Raw genomic sequence first — 24,441 nt, 5'->3', positions numbered from 1 at the left:
ACGGGCGACTTGAGCACTTACGAGGTACCGCCTTGGGCTTTAGAAATTTAACCAATTACATAGCCAGGTGCTTGCTGAAGTCAGGAGGGTTTAGAAATCAGCTACACCCTTAAATGCGAAGAGCCAGTTTTTTTCGTAGTGGCACCACTTTTTTCAAACAGTAGTGGCATAAAACTATATCCCCGCGCCAACTCCCTATATCTACTAGCCCAATCCGCAAGTGCTATCAATATAGTACTAGTGCCATCTTTGCCAATATCTCAAGAAATTCCTAGAAACAGGATGAGCGGCCCGGAACTATGTCTCCCAGCGCCGCTCATACCACCGGTAACGATTATCTCTGTTCTTGTGCGATATGACTTACACAGTGACCAACGAAAGTAGCAAAGTTGTCATATATAACTTTGCCTCTTCGGTCTGATTATCAACTGTTTAGTTGAGGGCGGGCGATAAGGTTGCATAACCATCCCCTACAAGGCCAAGGCTGAGCCAGCCCAAGGCATTGATAGATAAGGGCTTAAAGCCCATATCAAGACCTTGCGGCACTGCCGCCAGCCCCTTCTTTGCGAAGGCTGGCTGCATTTCAGGGCAAGCCCCAACAACAAGGCCAAGTTGCGCACAACTTGAGTGCATTAGTTAGTCACTCGACTTTTAACATGCCTGTACGTGGCAGTGCCGTGTCTATTCACCGCATTCCCTAGTGCATGAGTGACGCTTGAAAACATGAACTCCGGCCATCTAATGGCGTGATAAAGATAGAGGTAAATGCGATGCGCATCAGCATATTTGGTTTGGGTTACGTGGGCGCAGTCTGTGCCGGTTGCCTGTCTGCACGGGGCCATGAAGTGGTCGGCGTAGACATTTCCAAGGATAAGATCGACCTGATCAACGCGGGTAAATCCCCCATTGTTGAACCGGGCCTGGGCGAACTGTTGAGCCAGGGCATTGCCAGCGGCCGGTTGCGCGGTACCACCGACTTCGCCGACGCCATCCGCGATACCGACCTGTCGATGATCTGTGTCGGCACGCCGAGCAAGAAGAACGGCGACCTGGAACTCAACTACATCGAGGCGGTATGCCGCGAGATCGGTTTTGTCCTGCGTGACAAGACCACTCGCCACACCATCGTGGTGCGCAGCACGGTGTTGCCCGGCACCGTGGCCAACGTAGTGATCCCGATCCTCGAAGACTGCTCCGGCAAAAAAGCCGGGGTCGACTTCGGTGTCGCGGTCAACCCGGAGTTCCTGCGCGAATCCACCGCCATCGCCGACTACGACCAGCCACCGATGACGGTGATCGGCGAACTGGACAAAGCCTCGGGCGACGTCCTGCAATCGCTGTACGAAGAACTCGACGCACCGATCATCCGCAAGGACATCGCCGTTGCCGAGATGATCAAGTACACCTGCAACGTGTGGCACGCCACCAAAGTGACCTTCGCCAACGAAATCGGCAACATCGCCAAGGCCGTAGGCGTCGATGGTCGCGAAGTGATGGAAGTGGTCTGCCAGGACAAGACCCTCAACCTGTCCCAGTACTACATGCGCCCCGGCTTTGCCTTCGGCGGCTCGTGCCTGCCCAAGGACGTGCGCGCCCTGACCTACCGCGCCAGCTCCCTGGATGTGGAGGCGCCACTGCTCAACTCGCTGATGCGCAGTAACGAATCCCAGGTGCAGAACGCCTTCGATATCGTCTCCAGCCACGACAAGCGCAAGGTCGCCCTGTTGGGCCTGAGCTTCAAGGCCGGCACCGATGACCTGCGCGAAAGCCCGCTGGTGGAACTGGCGGAAATGCTGATCGGCAAGGGCTTTGACCTGAGCATCTACGACAGCAACGTCGAATACGCCCGTGTCCACGGGGCCAACAAGGACTACATCGAAGGCAAGATCCCCCACGTGTCGTCCCTGCTCAACTCGGACTTCGACGATGTGATCAACAACAGCGACGTGATCATCCTCGGCAACCGCGACGAGAAATTCCGTGCCCTGGCCCAGCAAGCGCCGCACGGCAAGCAAGTGGTCGACCTGGTGGGCTTTATGTCCCAGGCCACCAGCGTCAGTGGCCGTACCGAAGGCATTTGCTGGTAACAGCAACGGCAAGTTTCAAGCTGCAAGTGTCCTGATCCCCAGCGCTTGCAGCTTGAAGCCTTCTTCACCTTCGGATGACGCTTATGTCCACGTTAAAACACGTACTACTGCAATCCGCCGGCTGGCTGGTCTTTCTGAGTCTGCTGATGGGACTCGCCCTGCTGTTACCGGCGAGTACGTTCGACTCCGAGTCGAAGAATTTTATTTTCCTGATTGGCGCCGTAGGCATCTGGCGCTACTCGATGGGGGCTACGCATTTCTTTCGCGGCATGCTGTTTTTGTACGTGGTCTACCCGCACCTGCGGCGCAAAGTGCGCAAGCTGGGCAAGGCGGCGGACCCGTCCCACGTGTTCCTGATGGTCACCAGTTTTCGGATCGACGCGTTGACCACCGCCCAGGTTTACAGCTCGGTGATCCGCGAGGCCATCGAGTGTGGTTTCCCCACCACCGTGGTCTGCTCGCTGGTGGAAATGTCCGATGAGCTGTTGGTCAAGAGCCTCTGGGAAAAGATGAACCCACCGGCTCACGTCAAGCTCGACTTCGTGCGGATCGCCGGCACCGGCAAGCGCGACGGCCTGGCCTTCGGTTTCCGCGCGATCTCCCGCCACCTGCCGGACGAGCGCGCCGTGGTGGCCGTGATCGATGGCGACACCGTGCTCGCCGAAGGCGTAGTGCGCAAGACCGTGCCGTGGTTCCAGCTGTTCGGCAATGTCGGCGGCCTGACCACCAACGAGTTCTGCGAAGTGCGCGGCGGCTACATCATGAGCGAGTGGCACAAACTGCGCTTCGCCCAGCGCCACATCAACATGTGTTCCATGGCCCTGTCCAAGCGCGTGCTGACCATGACCGGGCGCATGTCGGTGTTCCGCGCCAGCGTGGTCACCGACCCCGGCTTTATCGCCGATGTGGAAAGCGACTCGCTGCAACACTGGCGCCTGGGCCGTTTCAAGTTCCTCACCGGGGATGACAAGTCCAGCTGGTTCAGCCTGATGCGCCTGGGCTACGACACCTTCTACGTGCCGGATGCGGCGATCAACACCGTCGAGCACCCACCGGAAAAGAGCTTTATCAAGGCCAGCCGCAAGCTGATGTTCCGCTGGTACGGCAACAACCTGCGCCAGAACTCCCGGGCCCTGGGCCTGGGTATGCAGCGGCTGGGCCTGTTCACCAGCGTGGTGCTGTTCGACCAGCGCGTATCGATGTGGACCTCGCTGCTGGGCCTGACCGTGGCGATCATCGCCACCTTCAAGTACGGCGGGGCGTTCATCCTCGTGTACTTGCTGTGGATCGGCATCACCCGCCTGATCCTGACTCTGTTGCTGGCGTGCTCGGGGCACAAGATCGGCCCCGCCTACCCGATGATTCTCTATTACAACCAGATCATGGGCGCGCTGGTGAAGATCTACGTGTTCTTCCGCCTCGATCAACAATCCTGGACCCGCCAGGACACCAAACTGACCCGTGATTTGGAAAGCGCACAGCGTTGGTTCAACACCTGGTCGTCTCGGACCATGACCTTCTCCGCCGGCAGCATTTTCGTCGCCGTGTTGCTGATGATGGTCTGACCCTGCCAAGCCTGAATTAACTTAAGGAAATGCCCTGATGAACAGTCAAGTAAACGCCAATGTTGTCCACGAATCCGAAGCCCAGCGCCAACACGCCCGGGTGAAAATCCCGGCCAAGCTGCGCTTCTTCGGCGCCGACCGCATGCCCATAGAAGTGCGGGTCATCGACCTGTCCGCCGGCGGCCTGGCCTTCAATGCCGCCCAGCAACCGCTGAAGGTCGGCGAGGTGCACAAGGGTCGCCTGCAATTTGTCATCGACAACCTCGGCCTGGCGATGGACGTGGAGCTGATGGTGCGCTCCCACGACCGCCAGACCGGCCGCACCGGCTGCCAGTTCCAGAACCTAGATGCCCGGGATATTTCCACCCTGCGTCACCTGATCACTTCGCACCTGTCCGGCGATATCGTGACCATGGGCGACGTGCTGGCGACCCTGCAGCGCGACAACTTCACCAAGGCACGCAAGGTCAAGGACAGCGGCAGCGGCATGAGCGCCTTTGGCCGCCTGCGCGCCGTGACCTTCAGCCTGGCGATCTTCCTAGTGGGCCTGGCAGCGTTCGGTTTTGTGTTCAAGTCGGTGTACGGCATGTACTTCGTCAGCCACGCCCAGGCCGGCCTGGTCAGCGTGCCGGGGATGAACGTGACCATGCCCCGCGACGGCACCGTGCAAAGCCTGATCAAGGACAACGGGGTTGCCGCCAAAGGCGCGCCACTGGCGACCTTCAGCACCAGCATGCTGGATGTGCTTAAGGGCCACCTGGACGAAGACCAACTGCAACCGGCCAAGGTCGAAGAGCTGTTCGGCAAGCAAATGACCGGCACCCTGACCTCGCCCTGCGACTGCATTGTCGCCCAGCAGTTGGTGGCCGACGGTCAATACGCGAGCAAGGGTGATGTGATCTTCCAACTGGTGCCGCGCGGCAGCCAGGCGAATGTCGAGGCGCGGTTCTCCTATCGCCAGTTCGCTGATGTGCGCCCTGGCACCCGCGTGAACTTCCAGGTGGCCGATGAAGAACAAGTGCGCACCGGCACCATCGTCAGCAGCACCAGCCTCAACAGCGCCGACCTGTCCTCGGATATCCGCGTGCAGATCAAGCCCGACATGCCGCTGGACAGCGCCTACGCCGGCCGCCCGGTAGAAGTGACCAGCGACCGCGGCCCATCCCTGAACTGGCTGATCGATAAAGCCATGGCTGCTGGTTTGTAAGCGAGGATTTGCCTGTGAACCCTATTTCAAGAACAACACAATCCTTGTGGGAGCCCACTTCTGTGGGAGCCGGGCTTGCCCGCGATAGCATCGACTCGGTGCAGCAGGCAAACCGAGTCGCGCGTATCGCAGGCAAGCCAGCTCCCACAAAAAAAGCGCGCCCGCACATGCGTCCTGTGGCGCTGCTGGCATTGGCCGTCACACTGGCCGGTTGCGCCGGTCTGCCCGACCAGCGCCTGGCCAATGAAGCCCTCAAGCGTGGCGACACCGCCACCGCCGCGCAGAACTACCAGCAACTGGCCGAGCTGGGCTACAGCGAAGCCCAGGTCGGCCTGGCGGATATCCAGGTGGGCAGCCGCGACCCGGCGCAGATCAAGCAGGCCGAAGCCACCTACCGCGCAGCGGCTGATACATCGCCCCGCGCCCAGGCCCGTCTCGGTCGCCTGCTGGTGGCCAAGCCCGGCGCCACCGAAGCCGAGCATCGCGAAGCCGAAGGCCTGCTGAAAAAAGCCTTTGCCAATGGCGAAGGCAACACCCTGATCCCGCTGGCCATGCTGTACCTGCAATACCCCCATGATTTCCCCAGCGTCAACGCGCAGCAGCAGATCGATACCTGGCGCACCGCCGGCTACCCGGAAGCGGGCCTGGCGCAGGTGCTGCTGTATCGCACCCAGGGCACCTACGACCAGCACCTCGATGACGTGGAAAAAATCTGCCAGGCCGCGCTCAGCAGCACCGATATCTGCTACGTCGAACTGGCCACCGTCTACCAGAAGCGCGGGCAGCCGGAGCAACAGGCCGAACTGCTCAAGCAGCTGCAAGCCGACTACAGCCGGGGCACTGTCAGTGCCCAGCGGGTCGACAGTGTGGCCCGGGTGCTGGGCGATACCTCACTGGGCAAGACCGACGAAAAGACCGCCCAGGCCCTGCTGGAAAAAATCGCCCCTGGCTACCCCGCGTCCTGGGTCAGCCTCGCGCAGTTGCTCTACGACTTCCCGGAACTGGGCGACGTCGAGCAGATGATGCAGTACCTGGACAACGGCCGCGCCGCCGACCAGCCCCGAGCCGAATTGCTGCTGGGCAAGCTGTACTACGAAGGCAAGTGGGTGCCGGCCGATGCCAAGGCCGCGCAAGCGCACTTCCAGAAAGCCCAGGGCCAGGAAGTGGCCGCCGATTACTACCTCGGGCAGATTTACCGCCGTGGCTACCTGGGCCAGGTCTACCCGCAAAAGGCCCTGGATCACTTGCTGACCGCCGCGCGCAACGGCCAGAACAGCGCCGACTTTGCTATCGCCCAACTGTTTTCCCAAGGCAAGGGCACCCAGCCCAACCCGCTCAACGCCTATGTGTTCAGCCAACTGGCGAAGATCCAAAACACCCCGCAGGCCAATGAACTGGCCGCGCAACTCGAACAACAACTGCCGCCTGCCCAGCGCGCCGAAGGCCAGCGCCTGCTGCAACAAGAGCTGGCCGCCCGTGGCGCCTTGAGCCAAAGCACGCTGCAACTGCACGCCCTGCAAGAAGAAGACGGCGAGGAATCCCTATGAAACTCAATCCATTCGTCAAGGCCGGCATTGGCCTGTCCTTCGCCCTGCTGTGGTCATGCCCGACCCTGGCCGCGCTGACCGAAGACCAGAACTTCGGCCTGGAAGTGAAAATCACCGGCCAGTCCGAAGATGACCGCGACCTCGGCACCCAGCGCGGCGGCGACGTCAACGGTATCGGCCTGGATGTGCGCCCGTGGATCTACGGTGAACGCGGCGCCTGGAGCGCCTACGCCATGGGCCAGGCGGTGACGTCCAGTGACATCATCGAAACCGACACCCTGCAACAGTCCGATGGCGACACCACCGAGCAATCGAGCAACAACGACCGCAAGAGCAAAAAGAACTACCTGGCCCTGCGCGAGTTCTGGGTCGGCTACAGCGGCTTCACGCCCTACCCTGGCGAGATCCTCAAGCTGGGTCGCCAACGCCTGCGCAATAACGACGGGCAATGGCGCGATACCAATATCGAAGCGCTGAACTGGACCTTCGACACCACCCTGCTCAAGGCCAATATCGGCGTCGCCGAGCGCTTCAGCGAATACCGCACCGACCTCAAGGAGCTGTCCCCCGAAGACAAGGACCGCCGGCATTTCTACGCCGACGCGGCCTACCAGTGGACCCCGGGGCATTGGCTCGGCGTGCGCGGCCATCACACCCGTGATGACGGCAAGCTCGACTACCCGCAACCGGGCGTGGCCAGCGATTCGCTGGACAAGCGCCAGAACGGCGACCTGACCTGGCTCGGCCTGGAAGCCAACAGCGACGCCTATAACTGGCGCAACACCAACACCGTCAACTACTGGGCCAGCGTCACCGGCATGCAGGGCGAGCGCAGCAACGTCAACGCGTTGAACGCCGACGGTAGCCGCCCGGCCAGCGCCAAGCGCAACACCGATGTGGATGGCTGGGCCACCGACCTTGGGGTGCGCCTGCGCCTCGACCCGCAGTGGCAAGTGGGGGCGGCCTATGCCCGCGCCAGCGCCGACTACGAACAGAACGGCCTGCAAAGCAACCGCTCGAACTTCACCGGTACGCAATCGCGGGTGCATCGTTTTGGCGAGGCGTTTCGCGGCGAAATGAACAATATGCAGTCCATGAGCCTGTTCGGTTCCTGGCAGTTGCGCGATGACTATGACGCCAGCCTGGTCTACCACAAGTTCTGGCGCGTGGACGGCAACCAGCCGGTGGGCAGCAATGGCATCGATGCGGTGCAGAACAACTACGACGATGTCACCGGCGCCGTGCTGTCCAGCGCCTCCCTGCCTCTGCAAGACGGTAAGAAAGACCTCGGCCAGGAGATGGACCTGGTGGTCACCAAGTACTTCAAGAAGGGCCTGCTGCCCGCCGCCCTCAGCCAGTCGATCGACGAACCGTCGGCCCTGGTGCGCTTTCGTGGCGGCGTGTTCAAGCCGGGCGATGCCTATGGCAAGCAAGTCGACTCGTACATGCACCGCGCCTTTGTCGACGTAGTCTGGCGCTTCTGATGGGAGCCTGCGCAATGAATCCTCACGCCCTCAAAGGCTCGGCCCTGCTCGCGGCGGCAATGCTGCTGGCGTGCGCCCCGGCCTTTGCCAATGTCGAGCCGCAGGTCAAGGCGCCCACCATCGCCAAGGAACTGCAACAGGCCAAGACCTACACCATCACCAGCCCGCCCACCGCGCCGCTGGAGCTGGCCAAGCCGGCGCTGCCGGACCTGTCGGGCTACACCGCACAAGCCGTGGCGAAGAAAATCGTACGCAACAAGGCCGGCAAGGTCAGCGTGCGCCGGATGATGCAGGAAAACGCCCTCAAGGACTTTATCGGCGGCGACAACAAGATGGCCGAATGGGTGGTGCGCCAGCACGGTATCCCCCAGGCGATCTTTATCGACGACGGCTACATGAACCTCAAGGACTTGCTCCAGAAGGTGCCCAAGCAGTACCTGAGCGAAACCTCGCCCGGCGTATTCCTGGCCAGGCTGCCGATTGTGGTCGGCGAAAAAGGCATCCTCGAAATCGACCGGCAGACCCAGGAATTGCGCCTGTCCCAGGAGGCCGGCGCGTTCCTGGTCAACGACGGCCAGCTGTTTGTGCGCGACACCAAGATCACCGGCTGGCGCGAGAAGAGCAACGGCCCGGCGACCTTCCGCTCACCCACGGAATTCCGCCCGTTCCTGCTGGCCTGGGGCGGCACCCAGACCTATATCGTCAACAGCAAGATGGCCAGCTTCGGCTATGCCAACAGCAAGTCCTACGGCGTGAGTATTTCCCAGTACACGCCGAACATGGCCAAGGTCCTCAAGCGCCCGGAGCCCACCGGCTGGATTGTCGATTCCGAGTTCTCGGACATGTGGTACGGCTTCTACTGCTACGAAACCACAGGTTTTGTGATCAAGGGCAGCACCTACAAAGACAATATCGTCTACGGCATCGACCCCCACGACCGTTCCCACGGCCTGATCATTGCCGACAATACCGTGTACGGCACCAAGAAGAAGCACGGCATCATCATTTCCCGTGAGGTCAACGACAGCTTCATCTTCAACAACCGCAGCTACGACAACAAGCTGTCGGGCCTGGTGATCGACCGTAACAGCGTGAACAACCTGATCGCCGACAACGAGATCTACCGCAACCACACCGACGGCATCACCCTCTATGAGAGCGGCGACAACCTGTTGTGGGGCAACAAGGTGATCAGCAACCGGCGCCACGGTATCCGCGTGCGCAACAGCGTGAATATCCGCCTGTACGAAAACATCGCCATGGCCAACGGCCTGACCGGGGTCTACGGGCACATCAAGGACTTGACCGACACCGACCGCGATATCGCCCTCGACCCGTTCGACGCCCAGGTCTCGCTGATCGTGGTCGGCGGCGAGCTGGCGGCCAATGGCAGCGGGCCTTTGTCCATCGACTCGCCCTTGAGCATCGAGCTGTTTCGCGTGTCGATGCTCGCCCCGACCAAATCCAGTGGCATCAGCTTCTCGGGGATTCTCGGCGAGCGCCAGGATGAAATTCTCGACCTGCTGGTACGCCAGCGCAAAGCCGTGTTGATCGACCCTGTCGAACGCCAGACCCAACTGCAGGACTGAGGATGACCTTTATGCACCCACACATGATCAAGCTGCTCAGCCTCTCGGGTTTGACCCTCGGCATCCTGGCCGCCAGCAGTGGCGCGCGCGCCGATGAAGCCAAGGCGCCGAGCTTTACCGCCGAGCCGTGCTGCAACCTGTGCCCCGCCGCTCACGACGCCAAGAACTACACCACCCGCTACCAGCAGAACTTCACCACCCTGGTACAGGCCCAGGGCGACTGGCTGTTCCGTACCCAGGAAGACCTGCGCACCGAATTCGACACCACCCCGGCCGGCTACAAACGCATGCAGCAGTTGCACGATGCGTTCAAGAGCAAGGGCGTGGAACTGGTGCTGGTCTACCAGCCGACCCGTGGCCTGGTGAACCGCAACAAACTCAACCCGGCGGAAAAAGCCCGCTTTGACTTCGACAAAGCCCTGGGCAACTACAAGAACATGCTCGGGCGTTTTGCCAAGATGGGCTATGTGGTGCCGGACCTGTCGCCGCTGGCCAATGAGCAATTGCCCGACGAACTGCCGGCCCACGACTTCTACTTCCGTGGCGACCAGCACTGGACCCCGTATGGCGCCCAACGCACCGCGAAAATCGTCGGCGCCAAGGTACGCGCCATGCCCGAGTTCGCCGGGATCCCCCAGCGCGAGTTCGAGACCAAGAAATCCGGGCGCATGGGCAAGACCGGCACCCTGCACAACATGGCCGGGCAGCTGTGTGGCACCAGCTACGCGATCCAGTACATGGACCAGTTCAGCACCGAGCCCAAGGGCGAAGCGGCGGATGGCGACCTGTTCGGCGATTCCGGCAACCCGCAGATCACCCTGGTGGGCACCAGCCACAGTGGCAAGAACTACAACTTCGCCGGGTTCCTGGAACAGGAAATCGGCGCCGATATCCTGAACGTCGCCTTCCCCGGCGGCGGCCTGGAAGGCTCGATGATCCAGTACCTGGGCAGCGAAGAGTTCCAGAAAAGCCCGCCGAAAATTCTGATCTGGGAATTTTCGCCGCTGTATCGCCTCGACCAGGAAACCACCTACCGCCAGATGATGGCCCTGCTCGACAACGGCTGCGAGGGCAAGCCGGCGCAGATGAGCGCCAGCACCACCCTCAAGCCGGGCAAGAACGAGTTGATGGTCAACAGCAAGAACATGGACCTGCGCAACAGCCGTCATCAGGTCGACATTCGCTTCGCCGATCCCTCGGTGAAAACCCTGCAAGCCACCCTCTGGTACATGAACGGGCGCCACGAGGACATCAAGATCGACAAGCCCGAAACAGCCGAGACCGACGGGCGTTTCGCCTTTGAACTGCGCACCGATGAAGACTGGGCCTCGCAGAACCTGCTGGCCGTGGAAGTGCAGGGCCCCGAAGCGGGCGCTGCGGCGCAGAAAGTCGAAGCGAAAATTTGCACACGCAACGTATTCCCAAGCGGCGGTCAGCAGACCGCGCAACTTGGGCAATGAGGTTACCTATGCAGAAGTTATTGATTCCCACGTTGCTGGGCCTGGCGATGTTTGCAGGTCACGTCAACGCCGCCGCGCCGCTGCGTCCGCCCCAGGGTTATTTCGCGCCGATTGAAGCGTTCAAGACCGGCGACTTCAAGAGCGACTGCGACGCCATGCCGGCGCCCTATACCGGCTCGCTGCAGTTTCGCAGCAAGTACGAAGGCTCCGATAAAGCCCGTTCGACCCTGAATGTGCAGTCGGAAAAAGCCTTTCGCGACAGCACTGCCGATATCACCAAGCTGGAAAAAGACACCAGTAAGCGGGTGATGCAGTTCATGCGCGACGGGCGCCCAGAGCAATTGCAATGCACCCTGGACTGGCTGGCGAGCTGGGCCAAGGCCGACGCGTTGCTGTCCAAGGACTTCAACCACACCGGCAAGTCCATGCGCAAATGGGCGCTGGGCAGCATGGCGTCGGCCTATGTGCGCCTGAAGTTTTCCGAGTCGCAACCGTTGGCCAAGTATCCGCAGCAATCGCAGCTGATCGAAGCCTGGTTCAACAAACTGGCCGAGCAAGTGGTCAGCGACTGGGACAACCTGCCCCTGGAAAAAACCAACAACCACTCGTACTGGGCCGCCTGGTCGGTGATGGCCACGTCCGTGGCCACCAACCGGCGCGATCTGTTCGATTGGGCAGTCAAGGAATACAAGGTCGGGGTCAACCAGGTGGATGACCAGGGCTACCTGCCCAACGAACTAAAGCGCCAGCAACGGGCCCTGGCCTATCACAACTACGCCCTGCCGCCACTGGCGATGATCGCCAGTTTCGCCCTGGTCAATGGTGTGGATGTGCGCGGTGAGAATAACGGCGCGCTCAAGCGCCTGGGCGACAAGGTGCTGGCCGGGGCCAAGGATCCAGAGCTCTTCGAGCAAAAGAACGGCCAGGAGCAGGACATGCAGGACCTGGAGCAGGACGCGAAATTCGCCTGGCTCGAACCGTTCTGCACCCTCTACACCTGCGCCCCGGACGTACTGGAGCGCAAGCATGAGATGCAGCCGTTCAAGACCTTCCGCCTGGGTGGCGACCTGACCAAGGTCTACGACCCGGCGTATGGCCGCTGATCGTTCCCACGCTCCGCGTGGGAATGCAGCACGGGACGCTCTGCGTCCCACAGCGTGACGCAGAGCGTCACAAGAGGCATTCCCACGCAGAGCGTGGGAACGATCGCCCTCCCCGTTTGTTCGTGGGGGGTTTGGGGGGGCCGTTGGCCCTTGACTGTTGGTTAAACATGGAGAGATCGGGATGGTTTTCTCGTCCAATGTGTTCCTGTTTCTGTTCTTGCCGATCTTTCTCGGCTTGTACTATTTGAGCGGGCAACGCTATCGCAATCTGCTGCTGCTGATTGCCAGCTATGTGTTCTACGCCTGGTGGCGGGTGGACTTCCTGGCGCTGTTCGCCGCCGTGACCCTGTGGAACTACTGGATCGGCCTCAAGGTCGGTGCCGCGGGCGTACGCACCAAACCGGCCCAGCGCTGGCTGCTGCTCGGCGTGGCGGTCGACCTGTGCATCCTCGGCTACTTCAAGTACGCCAACTTCGGCGTCGACAGCATCAACCTGATGATGAAATCGGCGGGCCTGGAGCCATTTATCCTGACCCACGTGCTGTTGCCGATCGGGATCTCGTTCTACATCTTCGAGTCCATCAGCTACATCATCGACGTGTACCGCGGCGATACCCCGGCCACCCGCAACCTCATCGATTTTGCGGCGTTCGTGGCGATCTTCCCGCACCTGATTGCCGGCCCCGTGCTGCGCTTTCGCGACCTGGCCGACCAGTTCAACAACCGCACCCACACCCTGGATAAATTCTCCGAGGGCTGCACGCGGTTCATGCAGGGTTTTATCAAGAAGGTGTTTATCGCCGACACCCTGGCGGTGGTGGCCGATCATTGCTTTGCCCTGCAAAACCCCAGCACCGGTGATGCCTGGCTCGGCGCGCTGGCGTATACCGCGCAGCTGTATTTCGACTTCTCCGGCTACAGCGACATGGCCATCGGCCTGGGCTTGATGATGGGTTTCCGCTTTATGGAAAACTTCAAGCAACCCTATATCAGCCAATCGATCACCGAGTTCTGGCGGCGCTGGCATATCAGCTTATCTACCTGGCTGCGCGACTACCTGTACATCACCCTGGGCGGCAACCGCAAAGGCACGCTGACCACCTACCGCAACCTGTTCCTGACCATGCTGCTCGGTGGCCTGTGGCACGGTGCGAACATCACCTACATCCTCTGGGGCGCCTGGCATGGCATGTGGCTGGCGATTGAAAAAGCCATCGGTCTCAATACCTCGCCACGCAGCTTCAACCCGGTGCGCTGGGCCTTCACCTTCCTGCTGGTGGTGATGGGCTGGGTGATCTTCCGCGCCGAAAACCTGCACGTCGCCGGGCGCATGTACGGCGCGATGTTCAGCTTTGGCGAGTGGTCGCTGTCGGAACTCAACCGTGCCAACCTCACCGGCCTGCAAGTGGCAACCATGGTGGTGGCCTACGCCACGCTGGCGTTCTTCGGCCTGCGCGACTTCTACAGCAATCGCCCGGCCGACAAGGCCAAGCCGGCTGACCCGAGCCTGATCAAGGCCGTGCCTGGGGATAACCCCGGCAGTATCCAGGAGCCTGGTTTCAGCGTCGGCAGCAACGCCGCCGTGCAACCGGCCTACTGGACCGCCGACTGGCCACGCTATGCCATGCGCGCCCTGATCCTGCTGCTGTTCGTGGCGTCAATTCTCAAACTCTCGGCGCAAAGCTTCTCGCCGTTCCTTTACTTCCAGTTCTGAGGGAGCCGACCATGACCCGTTCATTCCGCATCCTCTACGCCGCGCTGTTCATGGCCCTGCTTGTGGTCCTGGGCGCGTGGTCGCTACGCAGTTTCTTCGGTTTCAGCACCCACGCCGACGCCACCGTGCTCAACGGGCGCTGGGCCAAGGCGGTCGAGACCCATTATGACGATGAGTTCCCGATCAAGCGCCTGGGCACCAACCTGTGGGCCGCCCTGGACTACAAGCTGTTCAACGAAGGCCGTCCCGGCGTGGTGCTGGGCCGCGACCACTGGTTGTACAGCGACGAGGAGTTCAACCCCGCCGTCAACCAGGAGCAGAACCTGCAAGACAACTACGCCCTGGTCGAAGGCGTGCGCCAGGCCCTCAAGGCCAAGGGCGTGCAGTTGGTGATGGCGATTGTCCCGGCCAAGGTGCGTCTGTACCCCGAGCACTTGGGCGACGTGCAGCCGGCGAGCATTCATGCCGGGCTCTACCAGGACTTCCATGCCCGGGTGGCCGCCGACCAGATCATCGCCCCTGACCTGCTGGGCCCATTGCAACAAGCCAAGCTGCATGGCCAGCAGGTGTTCCTGCGCACCGACACCCACTGGACCCCGGAGGGCGCCGAAGTCGCCGCCAAGCAACTGGCCCGTGTGATCAACGCCAAGACCCTGCTCAGTGGCGAGCCCCAGCGTTTTGTCACCGACGCCGAGGGCATCGTCCCCCACAGCGGCGACCTGCGCCTGTTCCTGCCCCTGGACCCACTGTTTGAAAACCTGATGCCGCCCAAGGAGCCCCTGCAAAAACGCGTGACCCACGCCGTGCAAGCCCAGGCCGCGGGCGACGATGCGCTGTTTGCCGACAGCGAGATGCCGGTGGCCCTGGTGGGCACCAGCTACAGCGCCAACCCCAACTGGAACTTCGTCGGCGCCCTGAAGCAAGCCCTGGGCAGCGACGTGGTGAACTACTCCGAAGACGGCCACGGCCCGATCCTGCCGATGCTCAGCTACCTGAAAAGCGCTGACTTCAAGAACAGCCCGCCGCAAGTGCTGATCTGGGAGTTTCCGGAACGCTATCTGCCTGTGAACAACGAAATCGGCGAGGCCGACCCCAAGTGGGTCGCGCAACTCAAACAAGCCGGTACGCGCCAACAAAACATGGCCAGTAACCACCAAACATCCGAGACGCCCGACCGGGCGCAAAACTGAAAGAGAGGTAACTCATATGACTTTCACTACAACTGCGCGTCGTCTCGCCAAGCCCCTGGCCCTGGCCATCGGCATGAGCGTCGTATCAATGTCCGCCTTCGCCGGCGACGCCGCCCTCTACGGCCCTGTCGCGCCGAAAGGCTCCAGCTTCGTGCGCCTGTTCAACGCCAGCAACCAGGAAGTCAGCGCCAGCGTCGGCAACACCGCGCTGAGCGACGTCGCGCCGCTGGCCAGCAGTGACTTCAGCTTCCTGCCGGGCGGCGACTACAGCGCCAAGGTCGGCAGCCAGAACGTCACGGTCAAGCTGGCCGCCGATCACTACTACACCCTGGTCAACAGCGGCACTGGCCAGCCGCAGTTGATCGAAGAACCGCCGTTCAAGAACAAGCAAAAATCCCTGGTGCGCGTGCAGAACCTCAGCGACAAGGCCCTGACCCTGAAGACCGCCGACGGCAAGACCGACGTGGTCAAGGCCGTGGCCGCCAAGGGCCGTGGCGAGCGCGAGATCAACCCGGTGAAGGTCAGCCTGGCGCTGTACGACGGCGACAAGAAGGTCGGCGACGTGAAGCCGGTGGCGCTGGAACGCGGTGAAGCGGCGGTGCTGTATGTCATGGGCTCCGGTTCGAGCCTGTCGCCGGTGTGGGTCAAGCGCCCGGTGTCGACCCGCTGATGATTTCCCTGAGTTGACACATCCCCTTGTGGGAGCTGGCTTGCCAGCGATGGCGGTCTTGAAGGCGCTATCGCTGGCAAGCCAGCTCCCACACTGTCCGCGTTTCGACTCAGGACCGAGACAAAAACAAGAGTGAAACGACAAACCTTCGTAGCTCTGACCCAAATCGATTCAAGGAGAAACACCCATGATCCCAGTAATCCTTTCCGGTGGTAGCGGCTCACGTCTTTGGCCGCTTTCGCGTAAACAGTTCCCTAAGCAGTTCCTGGCCCTGACCGGCGAGCACACGCTGTTCCAGCAGACCCTGGAACGCCTGGTGTTTGAAGGCATGGACAGCCCGATCGTGGTCTGCAACAAGGACCATCGCTTTATCGTCAACGAGCAGTTGAGCGCCCGTAAGCTGGAAAGCCAGCGCATCCTGATGGAGCCGTTCGGGCGCAACACCGCGCCGGCCGTGGCCCTGACCGCGATGATGCTGGTCAACGAAGGCCGTGACGAGTTGATGCTGGTGCTGCCGGCCGACCATGTACTGGACGATCAGAAAGCCCTGCAACGCGCCCTGGCCCTGGCCACCGTGGCCGCCGAGCGTGGTGAGATGGTGCTGTTCGGCGTGCCGGCCACCCGCCCGGAAACCGGTTACGGCTACATCAAGTCCACCAACGATTCACTGCTGCCCGAAGGCGTCAGCCGGGTGCAGCAGTTCGTGGAAAAACCCGATGAAAAACGCGCCGTCGAGTTCGTCAAGAGCGGCGGTTACTTCTGGAACAGCGGCATGTTCCTGTTCCGCGCCAGCCGCTTCCTCGAAGAGCTGAAAAAGCACGACCCGGACATCTACGACACCTGCGTGCTGACCCTGGAGCGCAGCGAGCAGACCGCCGATACCGTGACCTTCGACGAAGCCACCTTCGCTTGCTGCCCGGACAATTCCATCGACTACGCGGTCATGGAAAAAACCCAGCGCGCCTGCGTGGTGCCGCTGAGCGCCGGCTGGAGCGACGTGGGTTGCTGGGCCTCGCTGTGGGCGGTCAACGACAAGGACGCCAACGGCAACGTGACCAAGGGCGACGTGGTGATCCAGGACAGCAAGAACTGCATGATCCACGGCAACGGCAAGCTGGTGTCGGTGATCGGCCTGGAAAACATCGTGGTGGTGGAAACCAAGGACGCGATGATGATTGCCCACAAGGACAAGGTCCAGGGCGTCAAGCAGATGGTCAACACCCTCAACGAACAGGGGCGCAGCGAGACCCAGAACCACTGCGAGGTCTACCGCCCGTGGGGCTCCTACGACTCGGTGGACATGGGCGGGCGTTTCCAGGTCAAGCACATCTCGGTCAAGCCGGGCGCGTGCCTGTCACTGCAGATGCACCACCACCGTGCCGAACACTGGATCGTGGTCAGCGGCACCGCTGAAGTGACCTGCGACGAGAACGTGTTCCTGCTCTGCGAGAACCAGTCCACCTACATCCCGATTGCCTCGGTGCACCGCCTGCGCAACCCGGGCAAGATCCCGTTGGAAATCATCGAAGTGCAATCGGGCAGCTACCTGGGCGAGGACGATATCGAGCGGTTTGAAGATATCTACGGGCGCTCGACCCCGGTTGAGCGTGGTGTGTCGGTGAAAACCATCGCGCAGTAACACCGCAGAACAAAAAGCCCTCGCCCAGCCCATTGCGTCCCCTATCCGCAGTGGGTTGGGTGGGGGCTTTTTCTATGGGTGCCACGGCACGCAACGGCAGCGATCACCCACATAGCGTTGCCCCTTTACTCGAAATAGTTCTTGAAGGTGTTCGGCCCCAAATACAAAAAATTCGATGGCGTCAGCTTGATTGCCTTGGCCATCTTGAGCTCACGGAACTGACTGCCCTGCGTGACCGCGCCTATATCCACGGGCGCCTGGTCAGAGCTGAAGATCACCATATAGTCGCCACTGCCCACATAGCGTTCATTCCCTAAAAACAACAGGGTCTCAACGTTTTCACTGTTGAATTGCTGGCCTGGAGGGTTAACGTACACGCCGCCCTTTGAACCCGCGCGCCTTTCACCACGCGCCAAATCATTAATGCTGCGCTCGCGGGCAATCGCTTCGGCGCCTTCCTTGCTGGTGTAGTGAATGTAAACCGGCTTGCCGTTGTAAGTGCCCGAATCCACTATCGATTGCCAATCCTGATGATTGGCCAAGGGTTGATTCGCTGTTGAGCTTGATGCCAGCGCGCCTTGCCCGGCTGGGCGTTCTTGGCCCGCGCTCATGTTCTTACCGGTTTTTTTGTTGCCCCCCACTGTCCTGCTCGGGATCCATTCGTTATTGGCATCCGCCTCGACGGTCAAGACGGTTTTACGGGTCTGGGGATCTATAATCTCGACATAGTTGTCACTGAGTTTGAAATCGCTTCTGACCTCATACGTCTTGGCAACACCTGACTGATCGGTATACCGGATAAACCAACGATCGGTTCCCGTCTCGTCCTTGTATTGATAAATCCCTTTGGTATTGACCGTACTCTTGGCCAGCAATGACTCGCCATCCTCAACGGCGTAGGCGCTGATATTGCCCGCTTGTGACGGTTGCAGACGATTGGACGCCTCGGAACCAATGTCGCCAGGGCCAGATGCGGGTTCGGGTGCAGATTCGAGGGGTGGGTCAATACCTAATGGCTCTTCTTTGGGCAGGGCAAAGGGATCTTCGGCTGCTGAGCCGACACCGATAGAAGAGAACAAGGTATTGAGCATCCCGTCGAATGTCTTCGATGCCCCGTCATGACGTTCAGCCTGGGTGTCGCCCGACGCCTCTTTTTCGCTGCCCAGCACGACTTCCGTGAGGCCTGTGAGGACAGCGGCAGCGGCGACCGGCGCCCCCAGCGGCGCCAGTTTAAGCAGCAATTGGGCACCGACCGAGATATCGTTGAGCCAGGTGTCACGCGTGACCTCGCTGTTGGATTTGATCGCGGTGTCTGCATCGTCTTTCATGCGCTGCTGGCCTAGATCCGCCATGTGACTGAACACATCGCCCTTGATCGCGAAGTTGCCGCGATCAATGACGTTGCCCTCCTGATTGCTGACGCTTCCCGTACCGAGATACTCCAACGTTGCATCAAGGCCTTTTTTAGGACGGATATCAGGGGCCAGGGATATCAGCGGCACGATTGCCGTAAATAAGGCACCGCCAAACCCCCCGGTCTCTCTGTTCTGCCGATCCGCCAGCGAGAAGTGCGACTCCAGGGCTGTGAGCGACTGCGGTGTCTTGGCTTGATCGCTGACCCATTGATCCATTTTTTCCAGCGAGGCGAATTTGAGGAAGGCCGGCTGGGCGTCAGGTATATAGAGAATCTGCACGCCATCCGGGCGACCGTTGACATATTTTGCGGGCCCCTCGCCGGGCAGGGTAAAACGCACAATGTCACTGGACTGGAACCCATTGATATCGAATGCATGGGCCTGGACATCACCGGTTACCGGGGATTTTGCCTGCAATTTTTCGACCGTCAGGGGCTGCTCTTCAGTGATTTCCTCACCGGTAACCGCCTTCATCAGCCGTCTATAGTCGCTTCTGGTGAACTCATGCTCGGGTGGCTGCAACGCTCGTTCGGCAGGTAACTTGGCTTCCTGGGACTTGAGTTGCGCGCTTGCCTTATAGAGGAATATGCCTTTCTGGACGGTGCGGTAATCCTCGGCGTGGCCTTTCCAGAAACTGTCGATTTTGCCCGACATGGTCGTCTGGAAATCGGACTCCCAGAGGGCCTTCATAAAGCTCGACGGCGCCAGGGGGATTTGGTTATGGGCGCCGTAGCCGCCTTTTGTACTTTGCCCGGGGCCGTCTTTATACAAACCCGCTTGCGAGTCCAGGCTGCCGGGAACTCCGTCGGACTCGGAAAAGTTCTTCAATACCGCATCGGTCAAACTGATTGAAGAAGAGGGTTCCTCATTCATGTGTTCCCAACCGGTAACGGTTGCCGCAGATTGCGAGCCGTTGAAACGATTCAAATAAGTCTTATCGGCGTCCACATGGGTTCCGGTCAACTGGAACACAATCTCTTCCGCCCGCTTTTTGGCTTCTTTGCGCACATCGGGAAATGCCGCAGCCGTACCCAACGCCATCGTTTTGAATTTGGCTTTCTCGGCATTGGCCTTGGCGACTCGCTCGGTAATGACGGCGTAAGCATTCGAGGTGCTGGCAGGCGCCAGGGACGAGAGGGTCTGCCTGAGTTGGATAAGCTCCTCGCGGTTTTGCGGAAGGCTCCAACCATTGGCCGTGATGTATTGCGCAAGGCTGACTTGCAGTGTCGGGCCCGAGTGTTGCGCATCGGGCGCCAGTTGTACCTTGGCGGCCTGCAGGGCCGGGAGGATATGCTCATTGGAGACACGCCCCGTGGTAATGCCTTCCTCCAGCCCTGCCAGTGTCAGGGTCAGCGCATTACGGTGGTCCAGGTCACTGCTGCCTGCACGGGGGGGTGATTGCCCAGTGGAGGTAGACGTTACTGGGCGGCTCTCGTCGGCAGGAGCGAAGGTCTGATAAGCAGGAAGAGAAAAATTTTGTATGGATAAGCTCATGAGGTTTGCTCTCGGTATGTATAAAAAAACCGCAGAACAACGGAGGTCAGTCTGTGGCTGTATATACATCTGTGAGGCGAACAACAGCATTGATTCCCGCACCAAGGTAACGTGGAATGTCCATTTGCGGGCAATCGCAACCCGATAGGCAACCGCATGCCGTCAACGGTACGATGGCTCATCTCTCCACGAGGCTGCCCCCATGTTTTTCGGCGTTTTGCTGATCGTCACCTGGCTGATCCTGTTGCTGCGCTACCCGGCCAGGGCGTTGCCAGTCTCCCTCGCCGCCGCAGTGGGCCTGGGCTGCGTGGCGCTGTGGGTGGTCTGGCTGGACAACCGCGAAGCCGCGCAACTGGCGCGCCTGGAACTGCGCATCACCTACGCCCCCGAACAGTGCCCCGCCGACCGGCCCTTGCAGCTCACACTGAATAATGGCAATGACGTACCCCTGACCGAACTGCGCTGGCGCGTCGCCGCCTACGCGCCGGGTGACACGGTGAACCTGGCCGATAACGTCTACGCCGCCCCACGCTATCGCGGCCCCGGCGAGTTGCAGGCCGGCGCCACCTGGGAAGACTGCCTGCCAGTGCCGCCATTGCGCCCCGGCTACCGCCCGCAAACCCTGGAGTTTCGCGCCGAGCACCTGCAAGGCAGCTTCTGCGACTAACAACCACAAAGGATTGATCCATGCCCAACGTACTTATCACCGGTTGCTCCAGCGGCATCGGCCGTGCCCTGGCCGATGCCTTCAAGGCCGCAGGCTACGACGTCTGGACCAGCGCCCGCCGCCCTGAAGATGTCGCGGCACTCCAGGCTGCCGGCTTCCAGGCCGTGCAACTGGATGTCAATGACGGGCCGGCCCTGGCACAACTGGCCGGGCACGTGGGGGAGCTGGATGTGCTGATCAACAACGCCGGCTACGGCGCCATGGGCCCACTGCTCGATGGCGGCACCGAGGCCCTGCAGCGCCAGTTCGAGACCAACGTGTTCGCCATTGTCGGCGTGACCCAGGCCCTGTTCCCCGCCCTGCGCGCGCGCAAGGGGCTGGTGGTGAATATCGGCAGCGTGTCCGGGGTGCTGGTCACGCCGTTTGCCGGTGCCTACTGCGCCTCCAAGGCCGCCGTGCATGCCTTGAGCGACGCATTGCGCATGGAGCTGGCGCCGTTTGGCGTGCGGGTGATGGAAGTGCAGCCGGGGGCTATCGATACAAGTTTTGCAAAAAACGCCGGCGCCCAAGCCGAACTGTTGATCAACGAGAAGTCGCCATGGTGGCCATTGCGTGATGGCATTCGTGCCCGCTCCCAGGCCTCACAGGACAAACCAACCCCGGCCAGCCTGTTTGCAGCGGATGTGTTCAAGGCCGTGCAACAGAGCCAACCACCGCGCCTGCTGCGTTCGGGCAATGGCAGCCGGGCGTTGCCGTTGATGGCCGCACTGCTGCCCAAGGGGGTGTTGGAGACGGTGTTGAAGAAGCGGTTTGGGCTGGGTGGGACACTTTGATCACGGTGGCGAGCTTGCCCCCTTTCCACAGGGTTTGCGCTATTTCATAAAATCAATAAACGCCCGCACCTTAAGCGGCAAATGCCGCGTGTCCGGATACAACGCATACACCCCTTGGGGCGCGAAGCGATGATCCGGCAACAAGCGCACCAACCGCCCTGCGTCCAGGTCCGCCTGCACCAACCACTGCGGCAGAATCGCCACGCCATGGCCGCGCACGGCAAATGCTTGAAGCACGGCGGCACTGTCAACCACCAGCGCACTGGGGCCCGAGCGATATTGATGCTCACAACCTGCCGGATCGGTCACGCTCAGTTCGGTCAAGCGGCCATGCCCCAGCCTGGGCAGTTGCTCAAGTTCATCCAGCGTATGAGCAGTACCCGTGCCGGGCGCCGCAACGGCAAATACCTGATAGGTGGATAACTGCACCGCCCGATGATTGGAGTCCAGCAGGCGCCCCAGCCGAATCGCCACGTCGAAACGCTCGGAAATCAGGTCGGCATGGGTGGAGGATGTGGATAAGTGAATATTGAGGTCCGGGTGCAGGCGGCGAAAGCCTTCCACTGCCGGGGCGACCACCGCCAGCGCATATTCGACGGTGGTGGTGATGCGCAGTGTGCCCTTGAGCTGGGCATGTTCAGAACGGGCCTCTTCCACCGCCAGCCGCGCCTCTTCGAGCATGCGTGTGCAGCGCAGGTAGAAACGCTCGCCGGCATCGGTGAGCGCCAGTTGGCGGGTCGTGCGGGTCAGCAGGGTGACGCCCAGTTCGGCTTCCAGGCGCTTGAGATTGAAACTGACCACTGCACGGGTCTGGCCCAGCAGATCCGCAGCCGCGGTCAGCGAGCCGGCCTCGACCACGGCCTTGAAAGTGTCGAATCGGTCCAGGCTGACCATGGCGTAGGGCCCCTTTTGTCAAAATTATTTTGACAAACTAACAGGCAAAGCCGTGTATCCCAAGCCCTGCAACCGGCCTACCCTGCCCGCCTCAACTGCCGGATCGCCTTATGACCTATCCCTCGAAAGTCGCCTGGATCTTTTTACTGGGCTTGGCCCTGGACCTGGTGAACATGTTTGTCGCCACCGTTGCCTACCCGGATATCGCCAGGCAGCTGCACGCCTCTGTCACGCAATTGGCCTGGGTCAGCAATGCGTACCTGCTCGGCCTCACCGTGATTATCCCGCTGAGCGTATGGCTCGCCGCAGCGGTGGGCGAACGGCGGTTGATCGCCGCGAGCCTGGGGCTGTTTGGCATGGCGTCGGTGCTGGTGGGCCAGGCCGAGTCGATCCAGGCGCTGATCGGCTGGCGGCTGTTGCAGGGCTTGGGCGGCGGGTTGCTGATACCGGTGGGCCAGGCCCTGGCGTATCGACACGTTGCCCCCGGGCAGCGCCACCAACTGACAGCCCGAGTGATGTCGGTGGCGCTGCTGGTGCCGGCGCTCTCCCCGGCGCTGGGCGGCTTGCTCGTCGACAGCGTGTCGTGGCGCTGGATCTTCTATGCCAACCTGCCATTGGCCCTCCTGACCCTGCTGCTGGCCTTGCTGTGGATAACACCCGATGTGCCCGCCACCGTGCGGCCGGCCCTGGCACTGGGGAGCCTGTTCAAACAACTCGGTAGCCCGATGCTGCGGGTAGCGATGTTGGTGTATCTATTCATCCCCGGTGTGTTTATCGGCACCAGCCTGGTCGCCATCCTCTACCTGCGAGGCCTTGGATACGACGCGACACGCACCGGGGCCTTGATGCTGCCGTGGGCACTGGCCTCAGCCCTGGCGATCTACCTGGGCAAGCAACTGTTCAGCCGTTGCGGGCCCAAGCCATTGCTGCTGGCCGGCATGGCCTTGCAAGGTGGCGGCATCCTGCTGCTCACGGCTGCCCAGCCCGCCCTGATTATCTGTGCCTATGCCCTGATGGGCCTGGGTGGCAGCCTGTGCAGCAGCACCGCGCAGACCCTGGCGTTCCTGGATATCCCCACCGAACGCATGGGCCACGCCAGCGCGTTGTGGAATATCAATCGACAATTGAGCTTTTGCCTCGGTGCGGCGGCACTCAGCGCCGTGCTCTCGGCCTCGGATTCCTTCACCATGACCTTCACGATCGCGGCAGCCCTGACACTGCTGCCGCTCTTGGCAGTGCTACGCCTGGATGCCTCCAGGGTACGGGCACTGCTTCACCCAGCCAGCGAGCCTGCGCAATGATTGACTACAGCGATTTTTTTGCAGAAGTGATCCAGACCCACATCGAGATCGAGCAATGGTTTGCAGGCACAGCCCCTGAAGGCACGTTGCACACTCTACTGGCGCGCTTCTCCCCCGAGTTCAGCATGATCGCCCCTGCTACCGGCGCGCGGGTCAATGCCGCCGGGGTCCATGCCCTGTTCACTCGCCTGGGCGGCATGCGGCCCGGGTTGAAAATCACCTTGAGTGAACTGGCAGGCCTCGACCGCCATGCGCGCGGTGCCACGCTGACTTACCGTGAGCATCAGGTTGATCACAGCGGCATCCAGACAGACCGCCGGGCCACCGTGGTGTTCGAGCAACAGGCCAGTGGCGCGCTGCTGTGGCGGCATCTGCATGAGACCTATATCCAGGGCCAATAACCCTCCCCTGTAGAAGCCGGCTCCTACAGCAATCCGCGAACTAGCTGACATCATTGTAAGCGCTCCATAAACCCCACCTTCAAATGACCCAAGTACGACCTGATGCTGTGCTCCCGATTTTCTTTCTGGAGCCAGCCCATGATGCGCCCCGATCCCAAGGTTAAAGCCGTTTATCTTTATC

General features: G+C 61.1%; 18 protein-coding genes. 16 read left to right on the top strand and 2 right to left on the bottom strand.

Going from position 1 to position 24,441, the window contains the following annotated elements; genetic code table 11:
- Nucleotides 1-770 precede the first annotated feature (770 nt).
- The 12 genes from BLL38_RS27865 (at nucleotide 771) to BLL38_RS27805 (ending at nucleotide 17,255) form a co-directional block, all read left to right on the top strand.
- Nucleotides 771-2,087, top strand: coding sequence for a nucleotide sugar dehydrogenase (locus BLL38_RS27865; protein WP_076965138.1), 1,317 nt, complete (start codon nucleotides 771-773; stop codon nucleotides 2,085-2,087).
- A gap of 74 nt (nucleotides 2,088-2,161) precedes the next feature.
- The gene (gene alg8 / locus BLL38_RS27860) at nucleotides 2,162-3,652 is read left to right on the top strand and encodes a mannuronan synthase (protein ID WP_076965137.1); all 1,491 of its coding nucleotides are present in this window, start codon (nucleotides 2,162-2,164) and stop codon (nucleotides 3,650-3,652) included.
- 37 nt (nucleotides 3,653-3,689) lie between these two features.
- Nucleotides 3,690-4,859, top strand: a complete 1,170-nt coding sequence (locus BLL38_RS27850; protein WP_076965136.1) for an alginate biosynthesis protein Alg44 — start codon at nucleotides 3,690-3,692, stop codon at nucleotides 4,857-4,859.
- Nucleotides 4,860-5,026: 167 nt separating this feature from the next.
- A complete protein-coding gene (gene algK, locus BLL38_RS27845) occupies nucleotides 5,027-6,406 on the top strand; it encodes an alginate biosynthesis TPR repeat lipoprotein AlgK (protein WP_090412924.1) in 1,380 nt (459 codons plus the stop codon).
- Nucleotides 6,403-7,890 (top strand): alginate export family protein, encoded by a 1,488-nt coding sequence (locus BLL38_RS27840; protein ID WP_076965134.1) that lies wholly within the window; start codon nucleotides 6,403-6,405, stop codon nucleotides 7,888-7,890. The genes algK and BLL38_RS27840 overlap by 4 nt, the downstream gene beginning before the upstream one ends.
- Nucleotides 7,890-9,479 (top strand): mannuronan 5-epimerase AlgG, encoded by a 1,590-nt coding sequence (gene algG, locus BLL38_RS27835; RefSeq protein WP_076965133.1) that lies wholly within the window; start codon nucleotides 7,890-7,892, stop codon nucleotides 9,477-9,479. Before BLL38_RS27840 ends, algG begins: the two co-directional genes overlap by 1 nt.
- An 11-nt stretch (nucleotides 9,480-9,490) precedes the next feature.
- Nucleotides 9,491-10,939, top strand: a complete 1,449-nt coding sequence (locus tag BLL38_RS27830; protein ID WP_076965139.1) for an alginate O-acetyltransferase — start codon at nucleotides 9,491-9,493, stop codon at nucleotides 10,937-10,939.
- A gap of 8 nt (nucleotides 10,940-10,947) precedes the next feature.
- On the top strand, nucleotides 10,948-12,042 hold the full coding sequence (locus tag BLL38_RS27825) for a mannuronate-specific alginate lyase (RefSeq protein ID WP_076965132.1): 1,095 nt from the start codon (nucleotides 10,948-10,950) through the stop codon (nucleotides 12,040-12,042).
- A 181-nt stretch (nucleotides 12,043-12,223) separates the two neighbouring features.
- Complete coding sequence (locus tag BLL38_RS27820) at nucleotides 12,224-13,756, top strand: MBOAT family O-acyltransferase (RefSeq protein WP_076965131.1); 1,533 nt, start codon at nucleotides 12,224-12,226, stop codon at nucleotides 13,754-13,756.
- Between the two features lie 11 nt (nucleotides 13,757-13,767).
- Nucleotides 13,768-14,946, top strand: coding sequence for an alginate O-acetyltransferase (locus BLL38_RS27815; protein WP_076965130.1), 1,179 nt, complete (start codon nucleotides 13,768-13,770; stop codon nucleotides 14,944-14,946).
- Between the two features lie 16 nt (nucleotides 14,947-14,962).
- Nucleotides 14,963-15,616, top strand: coding sequence for an alginate O-acetyltransferase AlgF (locus tag BLL38_RS27810; protein ID WP_076965129.1), 654 nt, complete (start codon nucleotides 14,963-14,965; stop codon nucleotides 15,614-15,616).
- Between the two features lie 187 nt (nucleotides 15,617-15,803).
- Nucleotides 15,804-17,255 (top strand): mannose-1-phosphate guanylyltransferase/mannose-6-phosphate isomerase, encoded by a 1,452-nt coding sequence (locus tag BLL38_RS27805; protein ID WP_076965128.1) that lies wholly within the window; start codon nucleotides 15,804-15,806, stop codon nucleotides 17,253-17,255.
- 125 nt (nucleotides 17,256-17,380) lie between these two features.
- Here the strand turns inward: BLL38_RS27805 and BLL38_RS27800 are convergent, their stop codons facing one another.
- A complete protein-coding gene (locus BLL38_RS27800) occupies nucleotides 17,381-20,164 on the bottom strand; it encodes a dermonecrotic toxin domain-containing protein (RefSeq protein WP_130898208.1) in 2,784 nt (927 codons plus the stop codon).
- A gap of 202 nt (nucleotides 20,165-20,366) precedes the next feature.
- On the opposite strand from BLL38_RS27800, the gene BLL38_RS27795 reads away from it, so the two are divergent.
- Entirely contained in the window at nucleotides 20,367-20,831 is a 465-nt protein-coding gene (locus BLL38_RS27795) for a multidrug transporter (RefSeq protein WP_076965126.1), read from the top strand.
- A 20-nt stretch (nucleotides 20,832-20,851) separates the two neighbouring features.
- Nucleotides 20,852-21,664 (top strand): SDR family oxidoreductase, encoded by an 813-nt coding sequence (locus BLL38_RS27790; RefSeq protein WP_076965125.1) that lies wholly within the window; start codon nucleotides 20,852-20,854, stop codon nucleotides 21,662-21,664.
- A gap of 39 nt (nucleotides 21,665-21,703) precedes the next feature.
- On the opposite strand, the gene BLL38_RS27785 is transcribed toward BLL38_RS27790, so the two are convergent.
- Entirely contained in the window at nucleotides 21,704-22,558 is an 855-nt protein-coding gene (locus BLL38_RS27785; protein ID WP_076965124.1) for a LysR family transcriptional regulator, read from the bottom strand.
- Between the two features lie 110 nt (nucleotides 22,559-22,668).
- Here BLL38_RS27785 and BLL38_RS27780 point away from each other — a divergent pair, with 110 nt between their 5' ends.
- Together BLL38_RS27780 and BLL38_RS27775 are read left to right on the top strand one after the other, a co-directional pair.
- Nucleotides 22,669-23,859: an MFS transporter gene (locus tag BLL38_RS27780; RefSeq protein WP_076965123.1), complete on the top strand. Its 1,191-nt coding sequence runs from the start codon at nucleotides 22,669-22,671 to the stop codon at nucleotides 23,857-23,859.
- Nucleotides 23,856-24,260: a DUF4440 domain-containing protein gene (locus BLL38_RS27775; RefSeq protein ID WP_076965122.1), complete on the top strand. Its 405-nt coding sequence runs from the start codon at nucleotides 23,856-23,858 to the stop codon at nucleotides 24,258-24,260. Before BLL38_RS27780 ends, BLL38_RS27775 begins: the two co-directional genes overlap by 4 nt.
- Nucleotides 24,261-24,441 lie beyond the last annotated feature (181 nt).

It is taken from the genome of Pseudomonas gessardii, from assembly GCF_001983165.1.
Classification (GTDB): domain Bacteria; phylum Pseudomonadota; class Gammaproteobacteria; order Pseudomonadales; family Pseudomonadaceae; genus Aquipseudomonas; species Aquipseudomonas gessardii.
The sequence above is the reverse complement of the archived record's forward strand: the minus strand, read 5'-3'. Positions and strand labels throughout refer to the sequence as shown.

What these genes read in the sequence shown, in the direction of transcription:
- BLL38_RS27825 (WP_076965132.1), top strand. Translation starts at nt 10,948, where the DNA reads ATGCAGAAGTTATTGATTCCCACGTTGCTGGGCCTGGCGATGTTTGCA.
- BLL38_RS27820 (WP_076965131.1), top strand. Translation starts at nt 12,224, where the DNA reads ATGGTTTTCTCGTCCAATGTGTTCCTGTTTCTGTTCTTGCCGATCTTT.
- BLL38_RS27780 (WP_076965123.1), top strand. Translation starts at nt 22,669, where the DNA reads ATGACCTATCCCTCGAAAGTCGCCTGGATCTTTTTACTGGGCTTGGCC.
- algG (WP_076965133.1), top strand. Translation starts at nt 7,890, where the DNA reads ATGGGAGCCTGCGCAATGAATCCTCACGCCCTCAAAGGCTCGGCCCTG.
- BLL38_RS27850 (WP_076965136.1), top strand. Translation starts at nt 3,690, where the DNA reads ATGAACAGTCAAGTAAACGCCAATGTTGTCCACGAATCCGAAGCCCAG.
- BLL38_RS27840 (WP_076965134.1), top strand. Translation starts at nt 6,403, where the DNA reads ATGAAACTCAATCCATTCGTCAAGGCCGGCATTGGCCTGTCCTTCGCC.
- BLL38_RS27830 (WP_076965139.1), top strand. Translation starts at nt 9,491, where the DNA reads ATGCACCCACACATGATCAAGCTGCTCAGCCTCTCGGGTTTGACCCTC.
- BLL38_RS27785 (WP_076965124.1), bottom strand. Translation starts at nt 22,558, where the DNA reads ATGGTCAGCCTGGACCGATTCGACACTTTCAAGGCCGTGGTCGAGGCC.
- BLL38_RS27865 (WP_076965138.1), top strand. Translation starts at nt 771, where the DNA reads ATGCGCATCAGCATATTTGGTTTGGGTTACGTGGGCGCAGTCTGTGCC.
- BLL38_RS27810 (WP_076965129.1), top strand. Translation starts at nt 14,963, where the DNA reads ATGACTTTCACTACAACTGCGCGTCGTCTCGCCAAGCCCCTGGCCCTG.
- BLL38_RS27790 (WP_076965125.1), top strand. Translation starts at nt 20,852, where the DNA reads ATGCCCAACGTACTTATCACCGGTTGCTCCAGCGGCATCGGCCGTGCC.
- BLL38_RS27805 (WP_076965128.1), top strand. Translation starts at nt 15,804, where the DNA reads ATGATCCCAGTAATCCTTTCCGGTGGTAGCGGCTCACGTCTTTGGCCG.
- algK (WP_090412924.1), top strand. Translation starts at nt 5,027, where the DNA reads ATGCGTCCTGTGGCGCTGCTGGCATTGGCCGTCACACTGGCCGGTTGC.
- alg8 (WP_076965137.1), top strand. Translation starts at nt 2,162, where the DNA reads ATGACGCTTATGTCCACGTTAAAACACGTACTACTGCAATCCGCCGGC.
- BLL38_RS27775 (WP_076965122.1), top strand. Translation starts at nt 23,856, where the DNA reads ATGATTGACTACAGCGATTTTTTTGCAGAAGTGATCCAGACCCACATC.
- BLL38_RS27815 (WP_076965130.1), top strand. Translation starts at nt 13,768, where the DNA reads ATGACCCGTTCATTCCGCATCCTCTACGCCGCGCTGTTCATGGCCCTG.
- BLL38_RS27795 (WP_076965126.1), top strand. Translation starts at nt 20,367, where the DNA reads ATGTTTTTCGGCGTTTTGCTGATCGTCACCTGGCTGATCCTGTTGCTG.
- BLL38_RS27800 (WP_130898208.1), bottom strand. Translation starts at nt 20,164, where the DNA reads ATGAGCTTATCCATACAAAATTTTTCTCTTCCTGCTTATCAGACCTTC.